The sequence below is a fragment of the Halarchaeum rubridurum genome, assembly GCF_014647115.1.
In the GTDB taxonomy this organism is placed as follows: domain Archaea; phylum Halobacteriota; class Halobacteria; order Halobacteriales; family Halobacteriaceae; genus Halarchaeum; species Halarchaeum rubridurum.
The window spans coordinates 324,660-348,299 of sequence record NZ_BMOO01000002.1 but is presented as its reverse complement, the minus strand read 5'-3'; the positions used below and the strand labels follow the sequence as shown (position 1 = coordinate 348,299).

The following is a 23,640-nucleotide window of genomic DNA, read 5'->3' as shown; positions in this document are numbered from 1 at the left end:
GACGAAGCCGAACGCGGACCGGCGCGCGGCGGCTCAGAGGTCGCGCACCATCTCGAATTCGAGCGGGCGTTCGTCCGTAATCTCGAAGTCGTAGCCCTGGTAGAGCGAGACGGCGGGGGCGTTCGACTTCTCGACGTGGAGCCAGACCGTCTCGACGCCGCGCTCGCGGCCGTAGTCGAAGAGCGCCTCCATCGTGTGCGTCCCGACGCGCGCGCCCTGGTACTCGGGTTGGACGAAGATGGCGAGCTCGTGCGCGTCGCCGTCGGGGACGAGGACGGCGTGGGCGACCGGCACGTCGTCGTGCTCGACGAGGACGTGGCGAGCGCCGGAGTCGCCGAGGCGTTCGAGCCACGACCGGACGGCGTCGAGCCCCATCGGCGGGAGCCCCTGTGCGCGGTCCTCGAAGCCGAACGTCCCGTACATCCCGGCGAGCGCGTTCGCGGTGCCGTCCGGGAGGACGCCGCGATACCCGGTGATGTCGAGTTGTCGCCCCGCGCCGTCGGTGACGGCGGCGACGTGGACGCCACCGTTAGTTGACGAATTGGTACCGATTTCCGATTCGGAGGCGCTTTTCGACATCTTGTTCTCGAATCTGTGTACGTACGCATCGTACAAATAGGTTTTTGCGTACGTATTTTCACTAGGTATGTTGTCCCGGTCGTTGGGGAATCGCCCACCTACAAGCGAATCGCGGACGACGACGAACGTATGTCGTCCCTCGATATCCTGCTCGGCGCGAGCGTCGGCCAACGCGTCGTCGTCGTCGGTACGCTCGTCCTCTACGGCTATCTGGTCGTGCGGCGGCCGGCGACGGCGCGCGCGGCGGCGAGAAACGGGGCGAAGACGCTCGGCGCGCTCACCACGCTCGTCCTCGCCGCGCTCCTGTTGGCGAGCGCCATCGGTCGGCTCCTCCCGCGGGAGGCCGTCGCCGGGCTGATCGGCGGGGCCGCGGGCGCGCCCGGGACCGTGCTCGCCGGGCTCGTCGGCGGCGTCCTCCCCGGCGGTCCGTACGCCGTCTACCCCATCATCGCGGAGGTCGCGGACAGCGGCGCGGGGCTCACCGCCGTCCTCGCGCTCCTCGTCGGCTACGGTGGCATCGGGCTGTTGCGCGTGCCGTACGGGCTCGTCTTCTTCGAGGAGCGAGTCGTCGCCGCGCGCGTCGCCATCGGCGTCGTCGTGACGGTCGCGTTCGCCGCCGTCGCCGCGGTGGTGGTCGGCGCGTGAGCCGCCTCGACCTGCTCGTCGGCGACTCGTGGGGCCAGCGCGTCGTCGTCCTCGGGACGCTCGGCCTCTACGCGGCGCTGTTCGTCACCGACCCCGGCGTCGCCCGCGCGGGCCTCGCGGGCGGGCTCTCGACGGTCACGAGCCTCGCCACGACCATCGTCGCCGCGTTCTTCCTCGCGAGCGCCATCGGCGAGTTGCTCCCGGAGGACCGGCTCGCCGAGTTCCTCGGCGCGTCCGCGAGCGTCCACGAGGTCGTCGCGGCCGGGCTCGTCGCCGGCCTCATCCCCGGCGGTCCCTACGCCGTCTACCCCATCGTCGACCGGATGCGCGAACGGGGCGCGGACACGCCGGCCGTGCTCACGATGCTCACCGGCTACAACCTCATCAGCGTCGGCCGCGTCCCGTACGGCCTCGTCTTCTTCGGCCCGCACGTCATCGGCCTCCGACTGCTGGTCGCCGGGACCGCGACGGTCGCCGTCGGGACCGGGCTGTTCGCGCTCGGCGCGCTCCGCCGCGGCGCGTGAACAGACCGGGGAAGTCGCGAAGAAGAAGAAATCGGGGAGGAGAGGACCGAGGTGCTCAGACGGCGAGGTAGGAGGCGATGGCGTCCTCGTCCCGGAGCTCTTCGGGGCCGACCTCGTCGACGATGCGGCCGCGTTCCATGGCGTAACACCGGTCGGCCATGTCCTGTATCGCGCCGAGGTTCTGCTCGACGAAGAGGACGGTCGTCCCCAGTTCGTCGTTGAGTTCGCGGAGGTTCTCGCTTATCTCCTCGACGATGGAGGGTTGGACCCCCTCGCTGTGCTCGTCGAGGAGGAGGAGGTCGGGGTTACCGACGAGCGCGCGCCCGATGGCGAGCATCTGCTGTTGGCCGCCGCTCATCGTCCCGGCCTTCTGGGTGCGGCGCTCCTCCAGTATCGGGAAGTAGTCGTACACCTCGTCGTAGAGGTCGTGGTCGCGCTCGCGGTTGACGCTCTCGCCGACGAGGAGGTTCTCCTCGACGGTGAGGTCGGGGAAGACGTCGCGGCCCTGGGGGATGTAGCCGATACCGGCGTTCGCGCGCTCGTCGGCGCTCGTCCCCGCGAGGTCCTCGCCCTCGTAGCGAACGACGCCCGAGGCGGGTTCGAGCAGGCCGATGATGGTCTTCATCAGCGTGGACTTCCCCGCCCCGTTCTTCCCCATGACGCCGACGATTTCGCCCTCGTCGACGGTGAGGTCGACGTCGCGGAGGACGAGCGTGGAGTCGTACGCCGCGGAGAGGTCCTCGCATTCGAGAACGGGCGACACGACTCACTCACCCCCCAGGTAGATGCGCCGGACCTCGTCGTCGTCGCGGATGGCCTCGATGGAGCCCTCGCGGAACACCTCGCCGCCGTGGAGGACGGTCACCTCGTCGGCGATGTTCGCGACGAAGTCGATGTCGTGCTCGATGACGATGAAGGCGATGCCGTCGCCGTTCAGCTCGGTGACGAGGTCGGCGACCTCGTTTCGCTCCTCGACGGAGAGCCCCGCGACGGGTTCGTCGAGGAGGAGGTCGGGTTCGAGCGCGGCCGCCATCCCGATCTCCAGGCGGCCCTGCTGGCCGTGCGAGAGCTCGCCCGCGGGAGTGGTGGCGCGCTCGGCGAGGTCGATGCGTTCGAGCGCGTCGCGGATCGCCTCGTCGAGGTCCGCGTCGGCGTGCGTCCGCTGGACCGAGAGGCGCATGTTCTCGTACGCGGTGAGTTCGTCGAAGACCGAGGGCACCTGGAACTTCATCCCGATGCCGAGGTCGACGCGCTCGTGCGGCCGGCGGTCCGTGATGTCGGCGCCGTCGTAGTAGATCGCGCCGCTCGTCGCGTCGTGGCGGCCCGTGATGAGCTTCAGGAGCGTGGACTTCCCGGCGCCGTTTGGCCCGATGAGACAGCGGAGCTCGCCCGCCTCGACATCGAAGTCGACATCGTCGATGGCGGTGAACCCCCCGAAGCGCTTCGTGAGGCCGTCCGTCTGCAGGAGGGTGTCGGTCCCCGGCCCGGTGGCGGCGACGGCGGGCGACTGCCGACCGGAGGTGTCGGACGGCGGCGTCCCGGCGGCCACCGCTTCCGGGTCGGCGGCGTCCGACGCGTCCGTCGTGCCGCCGTCCGGCGCCGCGTCGGCTGAAGCGTCCGGCGTCGTGGCGTCCGCGACCTCGGTCGCCTCCGCACTCAACGCGTCGGTCGTCTTCGCGGTCGATGCGTCCGTCCGTTCGGTGTCGGTGTTCGTGTCTGTCGCGGTCATTCCGGGGTCCCCTCCGGCGTGTCTGCGTTCGTGGCGAATCGGTCGCGGACGTCGGTGAGCGCCGCGTCGAGGCGCGGGACGACCCCTTCGGGGACGAAGAGGATCGCCGCGAGGAGGACGACGCCGACGATGATCAGCGCGTACTGGCTCCCCGTCGCGGAGAGCTGCTGGCGGAACCACTCGATGACGACCGTGGCGACGATGGCCCCGAGGAGGGAGCGCCGGCCGCCGACGGCCACCCAGACGACCGGGATGGACGCGAAGGTGATGCCGAAGACGGAGGGGCTGATGTAGTTGCCCCACGTCGCGTAGAGGACGCCCGAGAGGCCGGCGAGTGCGCCGCCGAGCGCGAAGACGAGCAGTTTGACGCGCCGGACGTCGTAGCCGAGCATCTCCGTGCGGTCCTCGTCCTCGCGCGTGGCGACCATGGTGTAGCCAAAGCGGCCGTTGACGAGCGCGCGGAGGCCGAGGTAGCTGGCGACGAGCGCGGCGAGCGTGAACCAGTAGAAGGCCGACCCGTCGAGCGTCACCGCGGCCTCGCCGACGCCGAAGGTGAGACTCGGGATGGCCGGGATGCCGTTGAAGCCGCCGAGGGCGACGGAGCCGACCGTCCACTCGGAGCCGGCTGTCTGGGCCATGAAGGTGTTGAGGACGAGCGCGACGACGAGCGTCAGAATCGTGACGTAGACGTCGCGGACCTCGCCGTAGAACATGAAGTAGCCGAGCACGAGCGCGGCGAGCGTGGCGAGTCCGACGGCGACCGGGAGCGCGAGCGTCGTCGCGAGCGCGCTCTCCAGGTTCATGCTGATGAGGGCGAAGGAGTAGCCGGCGACGCCGAAGAACACCACCTGCCCGAAGCTGAGGATGCCCGTGTACCCCCAGATGACGGTGAGCGAGAGCGCGAGAATCGCGTAGAGCAAGTAGAGGGCGGCGCTGGAGGCCGCGTAGCTCCCGAAACCGATTGGGTAGCCGACGAGGCCGGCGAGGACGACGAGGAAGCCGACCCAGAACGCGCGGCTGTTGCCGAGCGTGTTCGGCCCCTCGAAGGGCCGACGGAGCCGGTCGAAGGTATCACCGAGGCCCATTCACTCGCCCTCCACGCGGTTGCGGACGCTCTCGACGAGCCCCGTGAGGCCGTTCGACAGCACGCGGATGACGACGATGGCCGTCAGGAGCATGGCTATCTGCCCGTAGAACGTCCCGAAGAGGTTCGTGAACACGGCGTCGATGGTGCCGAGCAGGCCGCCGGAGAGCGTCGTCCCGAGGAGGACGGAGGGCCCGCCGACGACGACGGCGACGAACGCCTCGACGAGGAACGACGACCCCATGCCGGGGACGACGGTGAGCGTCGGGGCGTAGAGCGCACCGGTCAGCCCCGCGAGCGCGGAGCCGATGACGAACGTCGCCGTGTACATCCGGTCGGTGTCGACGCCGAGCGCGCGCGCCGTGTCGGGGTCCTGAATCGTCGCCCGCGCCCGGATGCCGAACTCCGTGCGCGTGAAGACGACGTAGAGCCCGCCGAGCACGAGGAGCGCGACGGGCAACAGGAGGACGCGGTACGTCGAGTAGGAGAACTCGCCGTACGCGATGTTCCCGAGCGGCGTGGAGACCTGCGGGATGGAGTTCCCGAAGAGGATGCGCATCCCCTGCGTGAGGATGAGCCCGAGCGCCCACGTGGCGACCATCGAGTCGAAGAGCCGGTCGTAGAGCCGGTGGATGATCGTCCGCTCCAGGACGAACCCCATGACCGCGGTGACGAGCACGCCGACCGCCATCGCAACCGGGAGCGGCGCGCCCGCGTTCGCGGAGAGCGTCGTGCCGTACGCGCCGATCATGATGAACTCGCCGTGGCCGAGGTTGATGACGCCCATCATCCCGAAGATGACGGCGAGCCCGACCGCCGCGAGCACGACGAACGCGAAGTTGTCTGCGAACTGGAACACCAGGTTGAGCGCGTTCATTCTTGCGTGGCGTCGGCCTCCTCGTAGTAGTCCGCGGGGACGTACTGGGTCGTCTCCTCGTTCTCGCGGAGGTTGCAACCGACCGTCTCCGAGAGGAACTGCTCGGGAATCAGCTGTTCGTCCTCGACGGTGATGTTGTGGTTCTCGTCACACCGGAAGACGCGCATGTTGTGCGTCATGTGGTGGACCGGCCCCTGCAGCGAGATGTCGCCCTCGGGGGCGGAGACGTCCATGCCGGTCTCCAGTTCCTCGATGATGTCCGCCTGGTTCGTCGAGCCGACGGCCTCGGCGGCGCGGGCGTACATCTTGATCGAGAAGTAGTTGTTGACGGCCTCCTCGTTGATGTACGCGGCGTCCGGGAACTTCTCGTAGTAGCGCTCGACGAACTCCTGGTTGCGGTCCGTCGGTATCTCCTCCATGTAGTTGAAGCCGCCGTAGACGTTCGCCATCGCGGGCGGGTCGAGGCGCTTGTGCTGGTAGCCCTGGGCCATCACGGTCGAGGTCCCCATCGGGACGTCGAGGCCGGCGGAGGTCCGCTGGTTCCAGAAGGACGTGTGGTTCGCGCCGACGAGCAGCGCCATCACGAAGTCCGGGTCCGCCTCCTGGATGTTGTTGATGGTCGAGCCGAAGTCGGTGACGGAGAGCGGGATGAACTCCTCGCCGATGACGTTCGCGTCGTTCTCGTCGGCGAGCACGCGGACCCAGTCCGCCGAGAGCTGACCGAAGTTGTAGTCGGCGGCGATGGTGTAGATGTCCGACCCGAAGTTCTCGACCATGTACGGGAGGACGCTCCCGAGCTGCTGGCGCGCCGTCGCGCCCATGCAGAAGGTGTAGGAGTCACAGACGCCGCCCTCGTACTGCGTCGTGTAGAAGTAGAGCTGTTCGTTCTGGTCGATTATCGGCCGAATCGTCTCGCGCGTCGCCGAGGAGTAGCCCGCCCAGAGGGCGTCGACGTTCTCCTCGTTGATCGCCTGCCGGGTGAGCTGCTGGTAGCGCTGATTGTCGGACTGCGGGTCGGGCGCGAACGTCTCGATCTCGTTCCCGAGGATGCCGCCCTCCTCGTTGAGCTCCTCGATGGCGAGCATGCTCGCGTTGTACTTCGGCGTGCCGTTGAGCGCGAAGTTGCCGGAGCGGTCCTCGATTATCCCGAGGGTCACCGTCTCCTCGCCGCCGCTCCCGCCGCCACCGGTGAGACAGCCGGCGAGCGCCGCGCCACCGATTGCGCCGCCGGTGGCGAGGAACGAGCGCCGCGAGAGCCCCGAGCGCTGTTCCGTCATTCGAGACACCCCATTACTGAACGAAATTCAATAGATGCGCGACTGTAGCTAGTTGTTTCGGTAGTGAAATCCGAGTATTCTGGGTGACCGTCCATGTTTTCGACAGTCCACCGAATCGGGTACACGTTGAAAAGCCTTGTCCACTACACTACATTCATTATGGGAATGGACATGTACTGTTTAAGGATGTGTATATAGACGGTACCGAAAGGTCGATTCGTCACGATATATCCGCCACTCCGGAACGGGCATTCGGATGGCGGAGAACGCCGCTGTCGGCCGGGAGCGACGGCGTGCGGACGGATTTGCCCACGCGTGATTCGCCGAATCCGAACCGAATCGGGGTTGGATAGCGCAAGTATTGTCTTCTGTGGCGTATCTTATTACGATATAGCTAGAATTTGCGCTCAGAATGAATACATCGCGTTCAGAAGAGACGGAGGGGGCGGGGCGATGACGGAGCGACTCGTCCCGGGCGAGATAGACCCCGGCGAGGGTGACGTGACCATCAACGAGGGGCGGGAGACGGCGACCGTGACGGTGTCGAACACCGGCGACCGGCCCGCGCAGGTCGGTTCGCACTTCCACTTCTTCGAGGCGAACGCCGCGCTCGCGTTCGACCGCGAGGCCGCCTTCGGGATGCGCCTGAACATCCCGGCGGGGACGGCGGTCCGCTTCGAGCCCGGCGACGAACAGGACGTCGACCTCGTCGCGTTCGGCGGGAAGGGACGCGCGTACGGGATGAACGGCCTCGTGAACGGGAGCGTGACCGGCGACCCGGCCGCGGCGCTCGACCGCCTGCGCGAGGCGGGGTACGCGGACACCGGCGCGCCGGACGGCGACGGTGAGGCGGGTGAGGAGTCGTGACCCGCGACGTCTCGCGGGAGGCCTACACGGAGCTGTACGGTCCGACGGTCGGCGGGCAGGTCCGGCTCGGCGACACCGACCTCCGCGTCGAGGTCGAGGCGGACTACCGGACGCCGGGCGACGAGGCGGTCTTCGGCGGCGGGAAGACGATACGCGACGGGATGGGGATGGCTCCCGGCGTCACGCAGGCCGAGGGCGCACTCGACTGGGTGATCACGAACGCGACGGTCCTCGACCCCGTGCTCGGCGTCGTCGCCGCGGACGTCGGGATACGGGACGGCCGGATAGCGGGGGTCGGGAACGCCGGGAACCCGGACACGATGGACGACGTCGACATGGTCGTCGGGCCGTCGACCGACGTCTACCCCGCGGAGGGGAAGCTCGTCACGCCGGGCGGCCTCGACATCCACATCCACTTCAACTCGACGGGGCTCTACGAGCACGCGCTCGCCTCCGGGGTCACGACGATGCTCGGCGGCGGCTACGGCGGCGGCGCGGCGACGACGACGACCGGCCCCGTGAACGTCGAGCGCTTCCTGCAGGCGGCGGAGGAGTGGCCGGTCAACGTCGGCTTCTACGGGAAGGGGAACGCGAGCGACCCCGGACCGCTGCGCGAGCAGTTGGAAGCGGGGGCCTGCGGGCTGAAGATTCACGAGGACTGGGGCGCGACGCCGGGCGTCATCGACACCTGCCTCACGGTCGCGGACGAGGAGGACGTCCAGGTCGCCATGCACACGGACACCCTGAACGAGACGGGGTTCCTGGAGAACACCGTCGCGGCCATCGACGGCCGGACCATCCACCTCTTCCACATCGAGGGGGCGGGCGGCGGCCACGCGCCGGACATCATGGAGGCCGTCGGCGACGCGAACGTCCTCCCGTCGTCGACGAACCCCTCGATGCCATATACTGAAAACACGTTCGACGAACACCTCGACATGGTGATGGTCTGTCACCACCTGAACCCGGACGTCCCCGAGGACGTCGCGTTCGCGGAGTCGCGCATCCGGGCGGAGACCATCGCCGCCGAGGACGTCCTCCACGACACGGGCGCGATCTCGATGATGACGAGTGACTCGCAGGCGATGGGTCGGATGGGCGAGGTCGTCTCGCGGACGTGGCAGACCGCCCACAAGATGAAGCGCCAGCGCGGGTCGCTCGACGACGACGGCGCGGCCGACAACGAGCGCGTCCTGCGCTACCTCGCCAAGTACACGGTCAACCCCGCAATCGCCGCGGGAATCGACGACCACGTCGGCACGCTCGAACCCGGGAAGCTCGCCGACCTCGTCCTCTGGGACCCGGCGTTCTTCGGGAGCAAGCCCCACGTGACGTTCAAGGGCGGCTTCCCGGTCTACGGCGAGATGGGCGAGTCGAACGGCTCGCTGATGACCTGCGAGCCCATCATGCAGCGCCCGCGCGCCGGCGCGGTCGGGAAGGCGAAACACGCCCTCTCGCTCTCCTTCGTCAGCCCCGCGGCCAAAGAGCGCAGCGTCGGCGAGGAGTACGGCCTCGACACGGAGACCGTCGCCGTCTCCGGCACGCGGACGGTCGACAAGAGCGACATGGTGCGCAACACGACCCGGCCGGACGACATCGAAATCGACCCCGAGACCTTCGAGGTGCGCGTCGACGGCGAACACGTCACCTGCGAACCGGCCGCGGAACTGCCACTCACCCAACGCTACATGCTATGAATCTCACACCGAAGGAGCGAGAACGACTCACGATATACACGGCGGCGCAGCTCGCACGCGACCGCAAGGAGCGCGGTCTGAAGCTCAACCACCCGGAGGCAATCGCGTACATCTCCGATTGGATATTCGAGGGCGCGCGTGAGGGAAAGGACGTCGCGGAGCTACGGGCGGGCGCGACCGGCCTGCTCGGCCGCGAGGACGTCATGGAGGGCGTCCCGGAGATGATCGACATGGTGCAGGTCGAACCGATGTTCCGCGACGGGACGAAGCTCGTCACCGTCCACGACCCGATTCGCACCGACACGGCGCGCGAAGTGGGGAGCGACGAGGTGGAGGGCGAATGAGTTCGCGGCTCACCCACCGCGACGTCGCCACCGTCGGCATCGGCGGGCCCGTCGGCTCCGGGAAGACGTCGCTCATCAGCGAGGTCGTCCCGCGCCTGCGCGACGCCGGCCTCGACGTCGGCGTCATCGCGAACGACATCCTGACGCAGGCGGACGCGGACGCCCTCCGCGAGCGCTTCGCGGGCGTCGTCCCCGAGGACCTCGTCGCGGGCGTCGAGACGGGCGCGTGCCCCCACACGGGCATCCGCGAGGACCCCTCGATGAACCTCCGGCAGATCGACGACTTCGTCGAGACCCACCCCGAGCTCGACCTCGTCATCGTCGAGAGCGGCGGCGACAACCTCGCGGCGACCTTCGACCCCGAGCTCGCGGACTACTCGCTCTACGTCATCTCGGTCGCGGAGGGCGACGACATCCCCGCGAAGCGCGGCCCGGGCGTCGTCGACTGCGACCTCCTCGTCGTCAACAAGACGGACCTCGCCCCCCACGTCGGCGCGGACCTGGAGAAGATCGAGCGCGACGCCGACGCCGTCCGCGACGGCCCCTCGGTCCTCACGGACTGCAAGGCCGAGGAGGGAATCGAGGACGTCATCGAGCACGTCCGGACCGAGGTGCTGTTCGCGTAGATGGCGACCGAGGAGGCGCACACGACGGACGGGAATGAGGCGGCACGAGAGGGGGAGGGCGAAACGGACGGCAGTGCTGGTGGAGCGGACGTGAGTGACCCGACTCTCGCGCACGCGCGAGAACTCCCGCCAGCGTTCGAGCCCTACGCCGAGGAGTCGCTCCCGCAGGTCGGCGTCGGGTCGCCGGGGAAGGTCGGGGAGTTGGAGGCGACGTTCGCCGCGGGGGCGGACGGGACGACGGACCTCGTCGCGGACTACGCCCGCGTCCCCTACCACCTGAGCGGGACGCTCGGTCACGACGTCGACCGGCCCGAGTTCGCGTCGGCGTACGTCCAGAGCCCGACGGGCGGCGTCGCACAGGGCGACCGGAACCGGATGGTCGTCACCGCCGAGGCGGACGCGCGCGCGCACGTCAGCACGGGGAGCGCGACGAAGGTGCTCTCGATGGACGCGAACTACGGGCGCGTCGACGCGACGTTCGTCGTCGGGGACGGCGCGCACCTCGAATACGTCCCCGAGCAGACCATCCTGCACCCGGACGCGCGCTACTGCGGCGAGACCGCGGTGACGCTCGGACGCGACGCCAGCATCGTGCTCGCCGACGTCGTCGTCCCGGGGCGACTCGCGCGCGGCGAGGCCTTCGACTTCGAGCGCTACTACGCGCGCACGACCGTCGACGGCCCCGAGGGGCGCATCCTCGCGGACACGACGCACCTCGCGCCGGGAGACGAAACAGAGGACCCGCGGCGCGCGGGCGTCCTCGGCGACTACGCGGTGCTCGGGACGTGCTACGTGGCGACGACGCGCGACGTCGACTCGGGGGCGTTGAGCGACCGACTCGCCGAGCGGGTGGCGGACGGGCCGGCACGCGCGAGCGCCAGCGCGCTCCCCCGCGACGGCGGCGCGTTCGTCCGCGCGCTCGGCGACCGGGCGGACGACGTGCGCGAGGCGCTCGCGGCGACGTGGGACGAGGCGAGCCGCGTCCTCCTCGACGCGCCGGCCCCCGACCCGCGCAAATACTGACACCGAGAGACACGCATGGAACTCTACGACACCTACCTGGGGAACGAACGGACGGACGACGACGTCGCGGCGCGCGTCGCGGCGAGCGAAGACGAGGCGGTCAGGCGCGTCACGCTCGACGAGACGACGCGGCGGCGCTCTCGCTTCCGCACGGAGGCGGCCGACGGCACGGACGTCGGCGTCGTGGCGACCGACGCGGGGAGCCTCGAACCCGGCGACGTGCTCGCGGGCGAGGACGACGGCCTGCTCGTCGTCGCCCTCGCCGCGCGGGAGGCGCTCGTCGTCTCGATGGCCGAGGCGACGGCGACCCCCGAGACGATGGCGCTCGCGGCGAAACTCGGCCACGTCGTCGGCAACCGCCACCGCGACCTCGCGGTCCGCGGGAGCGACGTCCTGATAGCCGTCGCGGAGTCGACCGAGCGCCAGCGCGCGGAGGTCGAGGGCCACCTCCCCGAGGGCGCGACCGTCGGCGTCGAGACGGTCGACCCGACGCTGTTCGACGACGCGACGCCCGAGCACGGCCACGACAGCGAGGGCGGACACGGCCCGGAAGGGCACGGACACACACACGGCGACGAGGGGCACGACCACGGCCACGACGACGAACACACGCACGCGCACGACGGAGACGGGCACTCGCACGCGCGCGGCGGCGTGCGGACGCCGGGTACGGGGAGTGACGCGTCGTGAGCGACGCGAGCGAGATGACGGACGCGGACGCGGACACGGACCCCGACGGGTCCAGCCCCGAGAAGGGGAGCACGAGCGCGGGCGACGCGCGCGCGCGCCTCGCGGCGTATCGGCTCGCGGACTCGTTCCTCCCGGTCGGCGGCAACACCGTCTCGTACGGCCTGGAGCAGTTCGTCCAGTCGGGGGCAATCGCGGACGGCGACGACCTCTGCGCGGTGCTGGAGAGCTACCTCCGCCGACAGGTCGGCCCCTGCGAGACGGTGGCCATCCGCGCCGCGCACGACGCGGCCGACGACCTCGACGCGGTCCGGGAGGTGGACGAGGCGCTGCGGGCGACGACGCTCGCCGCCGAGTTCCGCGAGAGCGCGACGAAGGCCGGCCGGCGACTCCTCGAAGTCGAGGCGGAGACGGGCGACGACCCGGTCGTCGCGGCGTACGAGGAGCGCGTGGCGAGCGGCGACGCCCCGGGAAACTACCCGGTCGCGCTCGGCCTCGTCGCCGCGCGCCGCGGCATCGACGCAGAGGAGGCCTGTCTGCTGCACGCCCACTCCTTCCTGACGGACATGCTCGGGGCGGCCCAGCGCCTCCTGAGCCTCGGGCACGTCACCGCCCAGCGGACCCTCGACGACCTCGCACCCGTCGCGGTGACGGTCGTTGAGGAGAACGCGGACCGGGGAATCGACCGCCTGGAGGCGTTCGCGCCGCTCGTCGACGTCCACGCGATGGAGCACGAGCGCGCGGACCGGCGGCTCTTCATGAGCTGAGCGGGGGTAGTTTTACGCCGATAGGGGTCGTCGGTCCACTGGAATGGTGAAATCGACGGTCCGGTTCCCGGAGGAGGTCCTCGACGCCGCCGAGGAACTGGTCGAGCGCGGGCTCTTCACGAACCGCTCCGAGTTCCAGCGCTTCGCCGTCGAGTGCGTCCTCGAACAGATCAACGAGGAGTACGAGCCGGCGATGCTGGACTACGACGAACTGTACGACGAGGTGTTCCCGGAGGAGGGACCGGGCGGGGAGGAACCCGAGGAGGGGTCGATGGACGACGAGTTCATCCAGACGGCCGCGCGCGTCCGCCAGTTGGCGATGCGCGGCGACGTCGAGACGGCGACGGAACTCCTCGACAGCCGCTACTCGCCGGCCGACCCCCGGGCGCTCCTCCTGGAGGACCTGCTCGCGGAGTACCGCGAGTAGCCCGTCACCGACCGCTTCTCAGGCGAGTCGCTCGCGGAGCGCCGCGGCGGCGTCCGCGAGGAGCGTCACCGTCCCGTCCGGGGCTCGAACGGCGGCGTCGTCGGCGTCGGTGGCGACGTCGGCGACGCGTCCGGCGGGGAGGTCGGCGGCGTCGAGGTCGACGGGCGTCACGTCGGCGGCGAGCGCGTCGGCGTCCGCGACGGCGAGCGCGTAGCGGTACGCCGGGTCGCGTTCGCGCGCGGCGAGCAGGCGTTCGCCGAGTCGGCCGGCGTCGCCGAATCGTCCGTCCGCGCCGCCGGCGACGTCGGCGAGCGATTCGGCGTACGGCGTCGCGCCCGCGGCGTCGGTGACGGAGTCGAGGGCGGCGAGACCGCGGACGACGGTGGCGACGTCGTCGCGCGTGGCGTCGTTCCGGAGCGTGGCGAGGTGGTGCACGCTCCCGGTTGGGCCGCCGACGGCGTGGGGATACCGGATGGCGCGCGCGACGACGTCGATGCCGCGCGCGACGGCGGTTTCGAGGTCGTCACCGCGGGCGAGGCGAGCGGTGATCGCGCTGGATATCGTACAGCCGGAGCCGTGAGTGCGCTCGGTGTCGACGCGCTCGCTCACGAACGTCCGGGTGCCCTCATTTGTGACGAGGACGTCGACGGCGCGGCCGTCGTCGTCGGTGTAGGGGTCGCCGCCGGTGAGGAGGACGGCGTCCGCGCCCTGCCCCCGGAGGGTTTCGGCGGCAGCGACGGCGTCCGCTTCGGTCTCGATGGTCGTGTCGGTGAGCGTCGCGGCCTCGCTCGCGTTCGGCGTGAGGAGCGTCGCGTGCGCGAAGAGGGTGTCGTAGGCCGCGGCGACGGTGTCGTCGGCGAGCGCGTCGCCCGCGGTAGCGACGAGGACGGGGTCGACGACGAGCGGGCCGTCGACGTCCGTGACGGCGTCGACGACCGCTCGGAGGGTTTCGGGCGTCCCGAGCATTCCCGTCTTCGCCGCGCGGACGTCGTAGTCGTCGGTGACGGCGTCGAGTTGTGCGGTGACGTCCGCGGGCGGGAGGTGGTGGACGCCGTGGACGCCGCGGGTGTTCTGCGCGGTGACGCTCGTGACGACGCTCGTCCCGTACGCCCCGCAGGCCTCCATCGTCTTCAGGTCGGCTTGGACGCCCGCGGCCCCGCCGGAGTCGCTCCCGGCGATGGTGAGCGCGACGGGGTAGTCGACCGGGGCGGCGCGTCGGGTCACGCGGCCACCTCCGCGGCGGCGCGCGCGCAGGTCGTGTGCGACATGGTCGGGGGTATCACGCGGTGATACAATAGCGTAGTGGACGACGGGCCGGCCGGCGGGTCGGGAGAACTGCGGCGTCCGGCGGCTTTTCGTCGCCGCGTCCCGCAGTGCCGGCGTGGAGAACCCGAATCGGGGGTACGAACGGCTGTTCGGCGACGACGCGCTCACGGTGGGGACGACGTTCCCGCTGACGGACGCCCGCGAGGAGCGCCCGGACGTCGAGCGCGAACTTGCGCTCGCCGAGCACCTCGAAGCGCTGGGGTTCGACGCGCTGTGGGCGCGCGACGTGCCGACGTACTGGCCGACGTTCGGCGACGCCGGCCAGACCTTCGACCCGTGGACGTGGCTGTCGCGGGTCGCCGCGCGGACGGACGACGTCGCGCTCGGGACGGCGAGCGTCGTCCTCACGCTCCGGCACCCGCTGCACGTGGCGAAGAGCGCGGCGAGCCTCGACCGCCTCTCCGACGGACGAGTCGTTCTCGGCGTCGCCTCGGGCGACCGACCGCCGGAGTACGCGGCCTTCGGCGTCGCGGAGGACGAGCGCGGCGCGGCGTTCCGCGAGCACGTCCGCGTCCTCCGGGCGGCGTGGCGCGAGTCGTACCCCGAGGTCGAGACGCGTTGGGGCACCCTCGACGGGACGCTGGACGTCGTGCCGAAGCCGACGGCGGGCGACCTGCCGCTGCTCGTCACGGGCAACAGCCGTCAGTCCCGCGAGTGGATCGCCGAACACGGCGACGGCTGGCTCTTCTACCACCTCCCCGAGGACACCCTGCGGAGCTACCTCGACGACTGGCGCGAGCGGACGGCGAAGCCGTTCGTGACGACCTGCACGGTCGACCTCGCCGCGGACCCGGACGCCGCGCCGGAACACGTGAATCAGGGCTTTCGCGCGGGCGCGGCGTGGTTCCGGGACTACTTCGGGCGACTCGACGACGCGGGCGTCGACCACGTGATCGTCGGCGTGCGCGGCGACGACCGCGAACGGGCGCACGAGCGCTTCGTCGCCGAGGTACTGGCGGAGGTGTAGCGAACCGGAGTGAGGAGTCGGGTCCTCAGTCAGTCGAGCGCGTCGAGCGCGTCGCGGACGCGCCGTTCGGCCGCCCTCGACGGCCCGTCGTCGTAGTCGAGGCCGTGCTCGCGGTGGTCGGCGACGGTCGCGGCCATCGCCTCCGGGACGGGCGTCGACGCCCAGCCGAGCGACGCGAGTTTCTCCGTCGGCATCACGAACGGCGTGCCCATGTAGAGCGGGAAGGCCGCCCGGTCGAGGTCGGCGGCCGCGAGGTCGCGCGGGCCCGCGTACACCGGGTCGACCGCGGTGTCCGCGGCGTCGGCGACGCGGTCGAGGAACTGCGTCATCGTCACCGGGCGCTGGTCGGCGACGTTGTACGCTTCGCCCGGGTCGCCGCGTTCGAGGACGATGCGGACGGCCGAGGCGACGTCCGCGACGTACGTCCGGTGGCAGACGTAGCTGCCGTCGCCGGGGACGACGACCCGGTCGTGGTCGAGCACGCGGTCGACCCAGTACCGCACGAACCCGAGGTGGTTGTGCGGGCCGTACACCATCGTCGGGCGGACCGACATCGCCGGTGTTCCGTGTTCGTCGGCGGCGGCGAGCGCGACCCGGTCCGCCTCGGCCTTCCGGGGCCCGTAAGTCTCGAAGGAGTCGTCGGTCGCCTCGGCCGGCGAGCAGGGGACGAGCGGCGTGTTCGACTCGGTCCGCAGCACGTGCTCGGGGTCGTAGGCGGCAACGCTCGACACGTAGACGTACGCGTCGACGTCGTCGAAGACCCGGACGGCCGTCTCGACATCGGCGGGGTAGAACGCGACGTTGTCCACGACGGCGTCGGGGTCGACGGTCTCGGCGACGCGCTCGACGGCCGCGTCGTCCCGCCGGTCACCGGTGACGTGCTCGACGCGCGGGTCGTCGGCGAACGGGCTCGGGTGGGTGCCGCGGGTGAACACCGTCACGGCGTACTCGTGGTCGAGGAGTTCGGCGACGACGTGGCGGCCGATGAACCGCGTGCCGCCGATGACGAGGACGTCGCTCATAGGTCGGCGTACGGCGTGTCGCCGTCGACGTTCTCGGGGAAGTAGGCTTCCGCGACCGCGGCGATGTCGTCCACCGTCGGAACCGCGTCGGGGTCGACCTTCTCGACGGTGAACGGTTCGATCTGGTAGACGCGTTCGCCGACGAGCCGGCCGTCGTCGGTGTACGGCCAGTACATCGCGTGCGGGGAGACGCGCGCGTAGGTGGCGTCGGGGTCGTCGATCACGGGGTCGTCGTAGTACCACGCGTCGCGCTCGTCCGCGATGACGTGGCCGGGGGCGAAGTCGACGGTCGAGGCGAACTCCGCGAGGCCGCTGTCGTTGACGAACAACTGGTGGAGGCCGTCGTTTATCGCCATGACGTTCTCGTCCTCGATAATCGCGTAGAACTCCTTCACCTCGTCCGCGCCGTCGAGGACGACCGTCTCGTCGGAACCGGTCCGCATCTCGTAATGCGGGTGATCAACGGTCATCGAGGGGTCGAAGATGCGCTCCCAGTTCCCGCTGAGTTCGAGGGCCCCGTGATGGAGGTAGTTCCAGAGGATGCGACTCCGATGCGGGTCGGGTTCGGACTCGGCCATCGACTCGATGTGTGCGAGGTGCCGGTCCAGCTTCTCCACGTACTGTGGCATATGAGGACAATATTCGTGAACGACGACAAAAGGGTTCGGTTCGGTGACACGGCGTCGAACGCGGACGGCCGGGGGGGTCAGCGCGCGGCGGGCGCGTCGCGGACGGCGTCGACGAACTGCTCGGGGTCGGCGTGCATCGCCATGTGCGCACAGCCCGCGAGCGTGACGATGTCGGCGTCGGGGAGCGCGTCGGCGACCGATTCGGTGGCGCGTCGCATCGCGGATGGGCTGTCGCCGCCGAGGAGGAGCGTCGTCGGGACCGCAACGTCGGCGAACGCGGCCGGGTCGAAACGCTCGCCCTGCGTCGCGCGAATCTCGCGCGGGACGGTCGGAATCGCGTCAAGGCGGGCGCGCCAGAGGTCGTCGCCGCGCATCGAGTCGATGACGAGGTCGCTCAGGCCGACGGCCTCACGGAGGAAGGCGGCGGTCGCGGCGTCGCGGCCCTCCTCGCGGAGCAGGCGCTCGATGTCGGCCGCCGCACCCTCGGGTTCGGGGACGTCGCCGAGCGGCGGTTCGTAGAGGACGAGCCGGTCGACGGCGTCCGTCTCCCGGACGGCGTGGAGCGCGCAGATCGCGCCGTAGGAGTGCCCGAGGAGCGAGACGGGCGTGTCGGGGTCCACCTCGGCGGCGGCGTGCTCGACGACCGCGGCGACGTCGGCGTACTCGTGCTCGATGGCGTAGGACGCGGCGTCGCCGCTCTCGCCGCGACCCCGCCGCTCGACGAGAGAGAGGGTGAACGACTCGGCGAGCGCGGGGGCGACCTCGCGCCAGTCGACCCGGTGGCCGGCGGTGCCGTGGACCAACACGAGCGGCGGTCCGTCGCCGGTTCGCTCGTACGCGATTCGCGTTCCGTCCGCCGAGGTAACAGTCGGCACACGAGAGAGCAGACCGCCGACCGCCTTGTACGTGAGGGTGTGCGGCGTCACACACGGTCGGACCGGGGGCCGGGAGGGCGACCACAACCGTTTTCTCACCCCGACGACCACTAACGGGTATCACCCGTGAATAGCGAGTTCGGCACCTACCTCGTCACACAGGGAAGTCGCTCGCGCGGGCGGACGACGGAGGACGTCGTCGCGGCCGCCATCACCGGCGGCGTCGACGTCGTCCAGTTGCGCGAGAAGGGCGCGACGGCGCGCGAGCGCTACCACCTCGGGCGCGCGCTCCGCGAGCAGACGCGCGAGGCGGACGTCACCTACCTCGTGAACGACCGCGTGGACATCGCGGCGGCCGTCGACGCCGACGGCGTCCACCTCGGCGACGAGGACCTCCCGGTCGCCGCCGCGCGCGACGTGCTCGGCGACGAGGCAATCGTCGGCCGGTCGGTCTCCTCCGTGGCAGCCGCCAGACGGGCCGTACAGGCCGGCGCGGACTACCTCGGCGTCGGCGCGGTGTACGCGACCGACTCGAAGGACGTCCGCGAGGAGCACGCGGAAATCGGCCCCGACACCGTCGCCGCCATCGCGGACGCCGTCGACGTCCCCATCGTCGGAATCGGGGGAATCACGGCCGCGAACGCCGGCGACGTCATCGAGGCGGGCGCGGACGGCGTCGCCGTCGTCTCCGCGATCACCGCCGCGGACGACCCCGAGGCGGCGACGCGCGAACTCGCCGACGCGGTACGAGCTGCCGGAGAACGACCATGACTATCGACTTCACCATCGCCGAGGCGCTCGGCACGATTCGGGACGAACAGCCGCTCATCAACTGCGTGACGAACGCCGTCACCGTCAACGACGTCGCCAACGTCACCCTCCACTGGGGCGGCCTCCCCGTAATGAGCGACGACGCCCGCGAGGTCGACGACATGGTCGCGGGCGCGCAGGGCTGTCTCCTCAACATGGGGACGGTCAGCGAGGCCGGCGAGGAGGTGATGTTGACGGCGGGCCGCGCGGCGAACGAGCACGACGTCCCGCTCGTCGTCGACCCCGTCGGCGTCGGCGCGACCCCCACGCGCGACCGCGTCGCCGAGGCGCTCGTCACCGACCTCGACCCGACGGTCGTGAAGGGGAACTACGGCGAGATTACGGCGCTCGCGGGCGACGACGCAGAGGTCCGGGGCGTCGAATCCGTCGGCGAGTACGCGGACGTCGCGGAGACGGCGATGGCGCTCGCGCGCGACACCGACGCCGTGGTGGTCGCGTCCGGCGAGACGGACGTCGTCGCGACGACCGAGGCGGCCTACGAGATTACGGCGGGCGACGCGATGCTCGGGCGGGTCGTCGGCACCGGCTGTATGCTCGGCGTGACGCTGGCGACGTTCGCCGCGGCGCTCGACGACGCGGAAACCGCGGCGCTCGCCGGCACGCTCGCCTTCGGCGTCGCGGGTGAAGCAGCCGCGAACGGGTCGTTCGGCGACTACGAGGGGCCGGCGAGCTATCGCGTGACCTTCCTGGACGCCGTCGCCGGACTCGACGATGCGGAGCACCCCGAGGCCGACGCGCGAATCGAGCGCGTCGTCGAGACGTAGAGCCGAGAGCCGAAAAACGCGAGAGGCGACGTTACTGGACGTCGATTCGGTGTCCGTCCGACTCGTCTTCTTTTCCGAGCGTCACGGTGAGCACGCCGTTCTTCATCGTCGCGGCGACGTCGTCGGTGTCGACGGGTTCGGGGAGCGTCAGCCGACGCGAGACGGATTCGCCGTGGCGCTCGCGGCGGACGTACGTCGACTCCGCCTCGTCCCCGCCGGTCTCGGTCTCCGTCGTCCGCTCGGCACTGATGGAGAGCGCGCGGTCCTGCACGCGGACGTCGACGTCCTCCTTCTCGAAGCCGGGGAGGTCGACGGTGACGACGAACTCGTCGCCCGCGTCCTCGACGTCGGCGGCGAACCCGCCCGTGAGCGCGTCGCCACGCTCGTCGTCGAGCATCTCGGCCGCGTCCTCGAACTGGCGGTTCAGTCGGTCGAAGAGCCGGTCGATGTCGTCGAAGGGGTTGCGTCGCGGCATACGGGGAGTGTGGAGGGCCGTCTCGAATATAGGGATGACGGCGAAACGCGCGAGCGGCACGACTGCGTCGCGGTCGCCGGAGGAACGCGAGCGACCGCCGTCCCGTGAGGCGCGCCGGGGCCCGTAGCGTTTTCGGGCCGACGGACGTAGGCGGGGGCGATGAGCGACTTCCACCGGTTCGGCCTCGGTACGTACAAGAACACCGATCCCGCGGACTGCCGGAACGCCGTGCGGACGGCGCTCGAAACGGGGTATCGACACGTCGACACCGCACAGATGTACGACAACGAGACGTACGTGGGCGAGGGTATCGCGGAGGCCGACGTCGCGCGCGACGACGTCTTCCTCGCGACGAAACTCGACATGGACAACCTCGCGCGCGACGCGGTCCACGAGACGACCGCGGAGAGCCTCGAAAAGCTCGACACGGAGTACGTCGACCTCCTCTACGTCCACTGGCCGATAGACAGCTACGACCCCGCGGAGACGCTGCCCGCGCTCGACACCCTCCGCACCGAGGGCGCGATTCGCAACGTCGGGCTCTCGAACTTCACGCCCGAACTCCTCGACGAGGCCATCGAGCGCCTGGAGAGCCCGGTCTTCGCCCACCAGGTCGAGATGCACCCGCTCCTCCAGCAGGAGGAGCTCCACGAGCGCGCGCTCGACGACGACCACTGGCTCGTCGCCTACTGCCCGGTCGCGCGCGGGCAGGTCGCGGACGTCCCCGAGCTCGTCGAAATCGGCGAGAAACACGACGCGAGTCCGTATCAGGTGTCGCTCGCGTGGCTCCTCTCGAAGGAGAACGTCGCGGCGATTCCGAAGGCGACCTCGAAGGCGCACATCGTCGAGAACTACGGCGCGCTCGACCTCGAACTCGACGACGAGGACGTCGCGCGCATCGACGGCATCGAGCGCGAGGAGCGACTCGTCGACTTCCCCGCGGCACCGTGGAACGAGTGAGCTACCGCCAGCCCGCGCGCCCGAAGTAGTCGCGTATCGGTGCGGGGTCGACGCCGTAGCGTGCGGGGAGTGCGTCCGCGTCGACACCGAGGAGCGCCCCCTCGTTCGCCCACCGGTAGAAGGCGGTGAGCGAGCGCGGGGCGGCGGTCGGACCCCGCGGGTCGGCCGTTATCGATCGACCGAGGAGCGCTTCGAGGACGTCGGCGACATCGTAGAGCGAGTGGGTCCCGGAGACGACGGGGAGTCGTTCGCCCGCGGGCGGGCGCGAGTCCGTGAACGCCGCAGCGGCGGCCCGACCGACGTCGCGCGGGTCGGTCAGCGGGACGCGCGCGTGCCCGTCGAGGGGGAACGAGAGACGTCCCTCGGTCTCGACGGCGTCGCGGGCGCGCTCGAAGGCGTCGAGCGGGACGCCGGGACGCAACGAGACGTGCGTGACGCCCCGAGAGGCGAGGTCGGCGTCGATTCGACCGCGGACGTCGACGAGGGGAACGCCGGGGCGCGCGTCGGCCTCGACGAGCGAGGCGTGAACGACGGTCGCGTCGGTGCGGTCGGCGGCGCGAACGAGCGCCTCGGCCCGCTCGGCCGTGGTTCGCGCGCTCGCGCCCGGGCCGCCGACGGCGAGGAAGAGCCCGTCGGCGTCCGCGAGGGCGTCCTCGACGTGGTCGAGTTGATCGCGTCGCCCGCGAGCGAGGCGGACGCCGCGGGAGGTGAGGTCACGGGCGACGTCGGTGTTGGGGTCGCGGACGAGCGCCGTGACGTCGACGCCCGACTCGCGGAGCGCGAGCGCGGCGGCGTAGCCGTACCGACCGGTCGCACCGGTGACGAGGACGCGCACGGGCGGACGGAGGACGAGGTGCTACTGGGGGCTTTCGGTTCGTCCCCACAGAGGGAGCGGACGCGCGACCCCGGCGTGTCCGCCGTTCCGGGATAAAGCCGACACCACCGCGTCCGCAGTAGTGACGCCGCGGGTCGGCTCGGTCGTCGGGCGGACGAACCCCGGCGTCGACCCCACCGTGTCCGCAGTAATCCGCGGGTGGCGGAGAGCCGACCGGAGGACGCGAGAGCCGACCGGAGGACGCGAGAGCCGACCGGAGGACGCGAGAGCCGACCGGGGGACGCGAGAGGCGCTACTCGAAGGACGCCAGCGACGCGTCGGAGCGGTCCGCCTCGGGCCGTTCCTCCCCGTCGGTCTCGTCGCCGCCTTCGGTGCTGGCGACCGACGTCGTCAGGTCGGGCATGGCGTCCTCGGCGAGTTCGACGACGGACTCGTGGACGCCGACGAGTTTCACCGTCTCCGAGAGCGCGCTCAACACCTGCTCGACGGGCATGTCGAGTTCGTACTCGCGGTACGTCCCGCCGCGACGGCCCTCGTTGCGCTCCGTGACGGAGATGATACCGAGCATGGCGAGTTCGCTCAGGTGGTCGCGCATCCGGCGCGGAACGAGCGGGTCGCGTTCGGCGAGTTCGGCGAAGCGTGTGTAGCGCGGGCGGACGTCGCGCGAGCGAATCGGTGTCTCGCCCTCCAAGTCGTTCGTCACGAGCGCGTAGAGGACGAGGTGGCCGTGCTCGGTGAGCCCACGGATGCCCTCCTCGATGCGGCCGCGTTCGAGCGCGGTCCGACCGCGGTCCACGTGGTCCTCGGTGATGGTGGTCGCCTCGTCGTCGCGCGCGACGTCGCCCGCCTTCATCAGGAGGTCGATGGACTGGCGGGCGTCACCGGCGTCTTTCGCGCCGTAGGCCGCACAGAGCGGGATGACGCCGTCCTCGAGGACGCCGTCGTGGAACGCGACGTCGGCGCGTTGCTTGAGGATGGCCTTCAGGTCCGTCGCGTCGTAGGCCGGGAAGTGAATCTCGTTCTCGCAGAGCGAGGATTTGACCTTCGGGGAGAGGTCGTCGCGGAAGGAGAAGTCGTTCGAGATACCGATGAGACCGACCTGGGTGTCTTCGAGTTTGCCGTTCGCGCGGGCGCGCGGAAGCTGGTAGAGGATGGAGTCGTCGCCGATGTTGTCGATCTCGTCGAGGACGATGAGGACCGTCCCGCCGTGCGAGTCGAGGTCCTCCCAGAGCATCTCGTACACCGTGGCGAGCGGGTAGCCGGTCGTCGAAATCTGGTTGTGCTCGGCGCGGAGTTCGTTCACGAGGTGGGTGGCGACCTGGTAGGAGGAGGAGAGGCCGTCGCAGTTGAGGAAGATGATGTCGAGGGCGATGTCGTCGTACTCCTCGGCGTCCTCCCGAAGGTGATCGAGGAGGTAGCGCGTCGCCGCGGTCTTCCCGACGCCCGTCTTCCCGTAGAGGAAGACGTTGTTCGGTTGCTCGCCGTTGATGACCGGTTGGAGGGCGGACGTGTAGGTGGAGAGTTCCTCGTCCCGCCCGACCAGCTCGGCCGGCTGGTAATCCTCCCGAAGCGCGTCGCGGTCCCGATAGATGTCGGTGTCCCGCTCGAAGAGCCCCATACGAACACCCCTGGTCGGAGACCACAATAAAACCACCGCGTCCGGAGTGTCCGCTGTGTCCGGAGTGTCCGGAGCGTCCGGAGTTCTGGAGGATTTACGTAGGTCGAACAATCAGATAAGAAGATTGTGGCCGACACCCTCCCCCCACTTTGTCCGCAGTAACGGGCGAGGAGAGGGGGAGGGGG

Annotated in this window: 27 protein-coding genes; 14 read left to right on the top strand and 13 right to left on the bottom strand. The window is 70.3% G+C overall.

Going from position 1 to position 23,640, the window contains the following annotated elements:
- Positions 1–33: 33 nt before the first annotated feature.
- Entirely contained in the window at positions 34–579 is a 546-nt protein-coding gene (locus tag IEX84_RS05145) for a GNAT family N-acetyltransferase (protein ID WP_188870510.1), read from the bottom strand.
- Between the two features lie 129 nt (positions 580–708).
- Here IEX84_RS05145 and IEX84_RS05140 point away from each other — a divergent pair, with 129 nt between their 5' ends.
- Both IEX84_RS05140 and IEX84_RS05135 read left to right on the top strand, forming a co-directional pair.
- Positions 709–1,224: a hypothetical protein gene (locus IEX84_RS05140; RefSeq protein ID WP_188870508.1), complete on the top strand. Its 516-nt coding sequence runs from the start codon at positions 709–711 to the stop codon at positions 1,222–1,224.
- Complete coding sequence (locus IEX84_RS05135) at positions 1,221–1,748, top strand: permease (protein WP_188870506.1); 528 nt, start codon at positions 1,221–1,223, stop codon at positions 1,746–1,748. The genes IEX84_RS05140 and IEX84_RS05135 overlap by 4 nt, the downstream gene beginning before the upstream one ends.
- A 55-nt stretch (positions 1,749–1,803) precedes the next feature.
- Here the strand turns inward: IEX84_RS05135 and IEX84_RS05130 are convergent, their stop codons facing one another.
- The 5 genes from IEX84_RS05130 to IEX84_RS05110 all read right to left on the bottom strand — a co-directional run bounded on the left by IEX84_RS05130 (position 1,804) and on the right by IEX84_RS05110 (position 6,715).
- Entirely contained in the window at positions 1,804–2,511 is a 708-nt protein-coding gene (locus IEX84_RS05130) for an ABC transporter ATP-binding protein (RefSeq protein WP_188870504.1), read from the bottom strand.
- Between the two features lie 3 nt (positions 2,512–2,514).
- Complete coding sequence (locus IEX84_RS05125) at positions 2,515–3,297, bottom strand: ABC transporter ATP-binding protein (protein WP_188870921.1); 783 nt, start codon at positions 3,295–3,297, stop codon at positions 2,515–2,517.
- 176 nt (positions 3,298–3,473) lie between these two features.
- On the bottom strand, positions 3,474–4,562 hold the full coding sequence (locus IEX84_RS05120; protein WP_188870502.1) for an ABC transporter permease subunit: 1,089 nt from the start codon (positions 4,560–4,562) through the stop codon (positions 3,474–3,476).
- Positions 4,563–5,438, bottom strand: a complete 876-nt coding sequence (gene urtB / locus IEX84_RS05115; RefSeq protein WP_188870500.1) for an urea ABC transporter, permease protein UrtB — start codon at positions 5,436–5,438, stop codon at positions 4,563–4,565. It lies immediately after the preceding gene.
- Entirely contained in the window at positions 5,435–6,715 is a 1,281-nt protein-coding gene (locus IEX84_RS05110) for an urea ABC transporter substrate-binding protein (protein WP_188870499.1), read from the bottom strand. Before IEX84_RS05110 ends, urtB begins: the two co-directional genes overlap by 4 nt.
- A gap of 453 nt (positions 6,716–7,168) precedes the next feature.
- Between IEX84_RS05110 and IEX84_RS05105 the strand changes: the two genes are divergently transcribed.
- The 8 genes from IEX84_RS05105 to IEX84_RS05070 are packed head-to-tail and all read left to right on the top strand — an operon-like array spanning position 7,169 to position 13,153.
- Positions 7,169–7,582 (top strand): urease subunit beta, encoded by a 414-nt coding sequence (locus IEX84_RS05105; RefSeq protein WP_188870496.1) that lies wholly within the window; start codon positions 7,169–7,171, stop codon positions 7,580–7,582.
- Positions 7,579–9,279, top strand: coding sequence for an urease subunit alpha (gene ureC / locus IEX84_RS05100; protein WP_188870494.1), 1,701 nt, complete (start codon positions 7,579–7,581; stop codon positions 9,277–9,279). Before IEX84_RS05105 ends, ureC begins: the two co-directional genes overlap by 4 nt.
- Positions 9,276–9,623 carry an urease subunit gamma gene (locus tag IEX84_RS05095; protein WP_188870492.1) on the top strand — a complete coding sequence of 116 codons (348 nt, stop codon included), beginning with the start codon at positions 9,276–9,278 and terminating at the stop codon, positions 9,621–9,623. Before ureC ends, IEX84_RS05095 begins: the two co-directional genes overlap by 4 nt.
- Positions 9,620–10,249, top strand: coding sequence for an urease accessory protein UreG (gene ureG / locus IEX84_RS05090; RefSeq protein ID WP_188870490.1), 630 nt, complete (start codon positions 9,620–9,622; stop codon positions 10,247–10,249). Before IEX84_RS05095 ends, ureG begins: the two co-directional genes overlap by 4 nt.
- Positions 10,250–11,272 carry an urease accessory protein UreD gene (locus IEX84_RS05085; RefSeq protein WP_188870488.1) on the top strand — a complete coding sequence of 341 codons (1,023 nt, stop codon included), beginning with the start codon at positions 10,250–10,252 and terminating at the stop codon, positions 11,270–11,272.
- 15 nt (positions 11,273–11,287) lie between these two features.
- Positions 11,288–11,962, top strand: a complete 675-nt coding sequence (locus IEX84_RS05080) for a UreE family protein (RefSeq protein ID WP_188870486.1) — start codon at positions 11,288–11,290, stop codon at positions 11,960–11,962.
- Positions 11,959–12,726, top strand: a complete 768-nt coding sequence (locus IEX84_RS05075) for an urease accessory protein UreF (RefSeq protein WP_229732311.1) — start codon at positions 11,959–11,961, stop codon at positions 12,724–12,726. Before IEX84_RS05080 ends, IEX84_RS05075 begins: the two co-directional genes overlap by 4 nt.
- 43 nt (positions 12,727–12,769) lie before the next feature.
- Positions 12,770–13,153, top strand: a complete 384-nt coding sequence (locus IEX84_RS05070) for a ribbon-helix-helix domain-containing protein (RefSeq protein WP_188870484.1) — start codon at positions 12,770–12,772, stop codon at positions 13,151–13,153.
- A gap of 18 nt (positions 13,154–13,171) precedes the next feature.
- On the opposite strand, the gene thiD is transcribed toward IEX84_RS05070, so the two are convergent.
- The gene (gene thiD / locus IEX84_RS05065) at positions 13,172–14,377 is read right to left on the bottom strand and encodes a bifunctional hydroxymethylpyrimidine kinase/phosphomethylpyrimidine kinase (RefSeq protein ID WP_188870482.1); all 1,206 of its coding nucleotides are present in this window, start codon (positions 14,375–14,377) and stop codon (positions 13,172–13,174) included.
- Positions 14,378–14,534: 157 nt separating this feature from the next.
- Between thiD and IEX84_RS05060 the strand changes: the two genes are divergently transcribed.
- Positions 14,535–15,446 carry an LLM class oxidoreductase gene (locus IEX84_RS05060; protein WP_188870480.1) on the top strand — a complete coding sequence of 304 codons (912 nt, stop codon included), beginning with the start codon at positions 14,535–14,537 and terminating at the stop codon, positions 15,444–15,446.
- A 29-nt stretch (positions 15,447–15,475) separates the two neighbouring features.
- Here IEX84_RS05060 and IEX84_RS05055 read toward each other — a convergent pair whose 3' ends face one another.
- From IEX84_RS05055 to IEX84_RS05045, 3 genes are all read right to left on the bottom strand, one after another.
- A complete protein-coding gene (locus IEX84_RS05055) occupies positions 15,476–16,468 on the bottom strand; it encodes an NAD-dependent epimerase/dehydratase family protein (protein WP_188870478.1) in 993 nt (330 codons plus the stop codon).
- Positions 16,465–17,097: a hypothetical protein gene (locus IEX84_RS05050; protein WP_188870476.1), complete on the bottom strand. Its 633-nt coding sequence runs from the start codon at positions 17,095–17,097 to the stop codon at positions 16,465–16,467. The genes IEX84_RS05055 and IEX84_RS05050 overlap by 4 nt, the downstream gene beginning before the upstream one ends.
- 77 nt (positions 17,098–17,174) lie before the next feature.
- Entirely contained in the window at positions 17,175–17,972 is a 798-nt protein-coding gene (locus IEX84_RS05045) for an alpha/beta fold hydrolase (RefSeq protein WP_188870473.1), read from the bottom strand.
- Positions 17,973–18,098: 126 nt separating this feature from the next.
- Between IEX84_RS05045 and thiE the strand changes: the two genes are divergently transcribed.
- Both thiE and thiM read left to right on the top strand, forming a co-directional pair.
- Positions 18,099–18,743, top strand: coding sequence for a thiamine phosphate synthase (gene thiE, locus IEX84_RS05040; RefSeq protein WP_188870471.1), 645 nt, complete (start codon positions 18,099–18,101; stop codon positions 18,741–18,743).
- Entirely contained in the window at positions 18,740–19,567 is an 828-nt protein-coding gene (thiM, locus tag IEX84_RS05035; RefSeq protein WP_188870469.1) for a hydroxyethylthiazole kinase, read from the top strand. Before thiE ends, thiM begins: the two co-directional genes overlap by 4 nt.
- A gap of 31 nt (positions 19,568–19,598) precedes the next feature.
- Here the strand turns inward: thiM and IEX84_RS05030 are convergent, their stop codons facing one another.
- Positions 19,599–20,042 carry an Hsp20/alpha crystallin family protein gene (locus IEX84_RS05030; protein ID WP_188870467.1) on the bottom strand — a complete coding sequence of 148 codons (444 nt, stop codon included), beginning with the start codon at positions 20,040–20,042 and terminating at the stop codon, positions 19,599–19,601.
- A 159-nt stretch (positions 20,043–20,201) separates the two neighbouring features.
- Between IEX84_RS05030 and IEX84_RS05025 the strand changes: the two genes are divergently transcribed.
- Positions 20,202–21,002, top strand: coding sequence for an aldo/keto reductase (locus tag IEX84_RS05025; RefSeq protein WP_188870465.1), 801 nt, complete (start codon positions 20,202–20,204; stop codon positions 21,000–21,002).
- A gap of 1 nt (position 21,003) precedes the next feature.
- Here IEX84_RS05025 and IEX84_RS05020 read toward each other — a convergent pair whose 3' ends face one another.
- Together IEX84_RS05020 and IEX84_RS05015 are read right to left on the bottom strand one after the other, a co-directional pair.
- Positions 21,004–21,837, bottom strand: coding sequence for an NmrA family NAD(P)-binding protein (locus IEX84_RS05020; protein ID WP_188870463.1), 834 nt, complete (start codon positions 21,835–21,837; stop codon positions 21,004–21,006).
- A 292-nt stretch (positions 21,838–22,129) separates the two neighbouring features.
- On the bottom strand, positions 22,130–23,455 hold the full coding sequence (locus IEX84_RS05015) for an orc1/cdc6 family replication initiation protein (protein ID WP_188870461.1): 1,326 nt from the start codon (positions 23,453–23,455) through the stop codon (positions 22,130–22,132).
- Positions 23,456–23,640: the final 185 nt, after the last annotated feature.

Coding starts and splice junctions, on each gene's coding strand:
- IEX84_RS05145 (WP_188870510.1), bottom strand. CDS start 579: ATGTCGAAAAGCGCCTCCGAATCGGAAATCGGTACCAATTCGTCAACT.
- IEX84_RS05140 (WP_188870508.1), top strand. CDS start 709: ATGTCGTCCCTCGATATCCTGCTCGGCGCGAGCGTCGGCCAACGCGTC.
- IEX84_RS05120 (WP_188870502.1), bottom strand. CDS start 4,562: ATGGGCCTCGGTGATACCTTCGACCGGCTCCGTCGGCCCTTCGAGGGG.
- urtB (WP_188870500.1), bottom strand. CDS start 5,438: ATGAACGCGCTCAACCTGGTGTTCCAGTTCGCAGACAACTTCGCGTTC.
- IEX84_RS05110 (WP_188870499.1), bottom strand. CDS start 6,715: ATGACGGAACAGCGCTCGGGGCTCTCGCGGCGCTCGTTCCTCGCCACC.
- IEX84_RS05105 (WP_188870496.1), top strand. CDS start 7,169: ATGACGGAGCGACTCGTCCCGGGCGAGATAGACCCCGGCGAGGGTGAC.
- IEX84_RS05095 (WP_188870492.1), top strand. CDS start 9,276: ATGAATCTCACACCGAAGGAGCGAGAACGACTCACGATATACACGGCG.
- ureG (WP_188870490.1), top strand. CDS start 9,620: ATGAGTTCGCGGCTCACCCACCGCGACGTCGCCACCGTCGGCATCGGC.
- IEX84_RS05085 (WP_188870488.1), top strand. CDS start 10,250: ATGGCGACCGAGGAGGCGCACACGACGGACGGGAATGAGGCGGCACGA.
- IEX84_RS05080 (WP_188870486.1), top strand. CDS start 11,288: ATGGAACTCTACGACACCTACCTGGGGAACGAACGGACGGACGACGAC.
- IEX84_RS05070 (WP_188870484.1), top strand. CDS start 12,770: ATGGTGAAATCGACGGTCCGGTTCCCGGAGGAGGTCCTCGACGCCGCC.
- IEX84_RS05055 (WP_188870478.1), bottom strand. CDS start 16,468: ATGAGCGACGTCCTCGTCATCGGCGGCACGCGGTTCATCGGCCGCCAC.
- IEX84_RS05050 (WP_188870476.1), bottom strand. CDS start 17,097: ATGCCACAGTACGTGGAGAAGCTGGACCGGCACCTCGCACACATCGAG.
- thiM (WP_188870469.1), top strand. CDS start 18,740: ATGACTATCGACTTCACCATCGCCGAGGCGCTCGGCACGATTCGGGAC.
- IEX84_RS05030 (WP_188870467.1), bottom strand. CDS start 20,042: ATGCCGCGACGCAACCCCTTCGACGACATCGACCGGCTCTTCGACCGA.
- IEX84_RS05025 (WP_188870465.1), top strand. CDS start 20,202: ATGAGCGACTTCCACCGGTTCGGCCTCGGTACGTACAAGAACACCGAT.
- IEX84_RS05015 (WP_188870461.1), bottom strand. CDS start 23,455: ATGGGGCTCTTCGAGCGGGACACCGACATCTATCGGGACCGCGACGCG.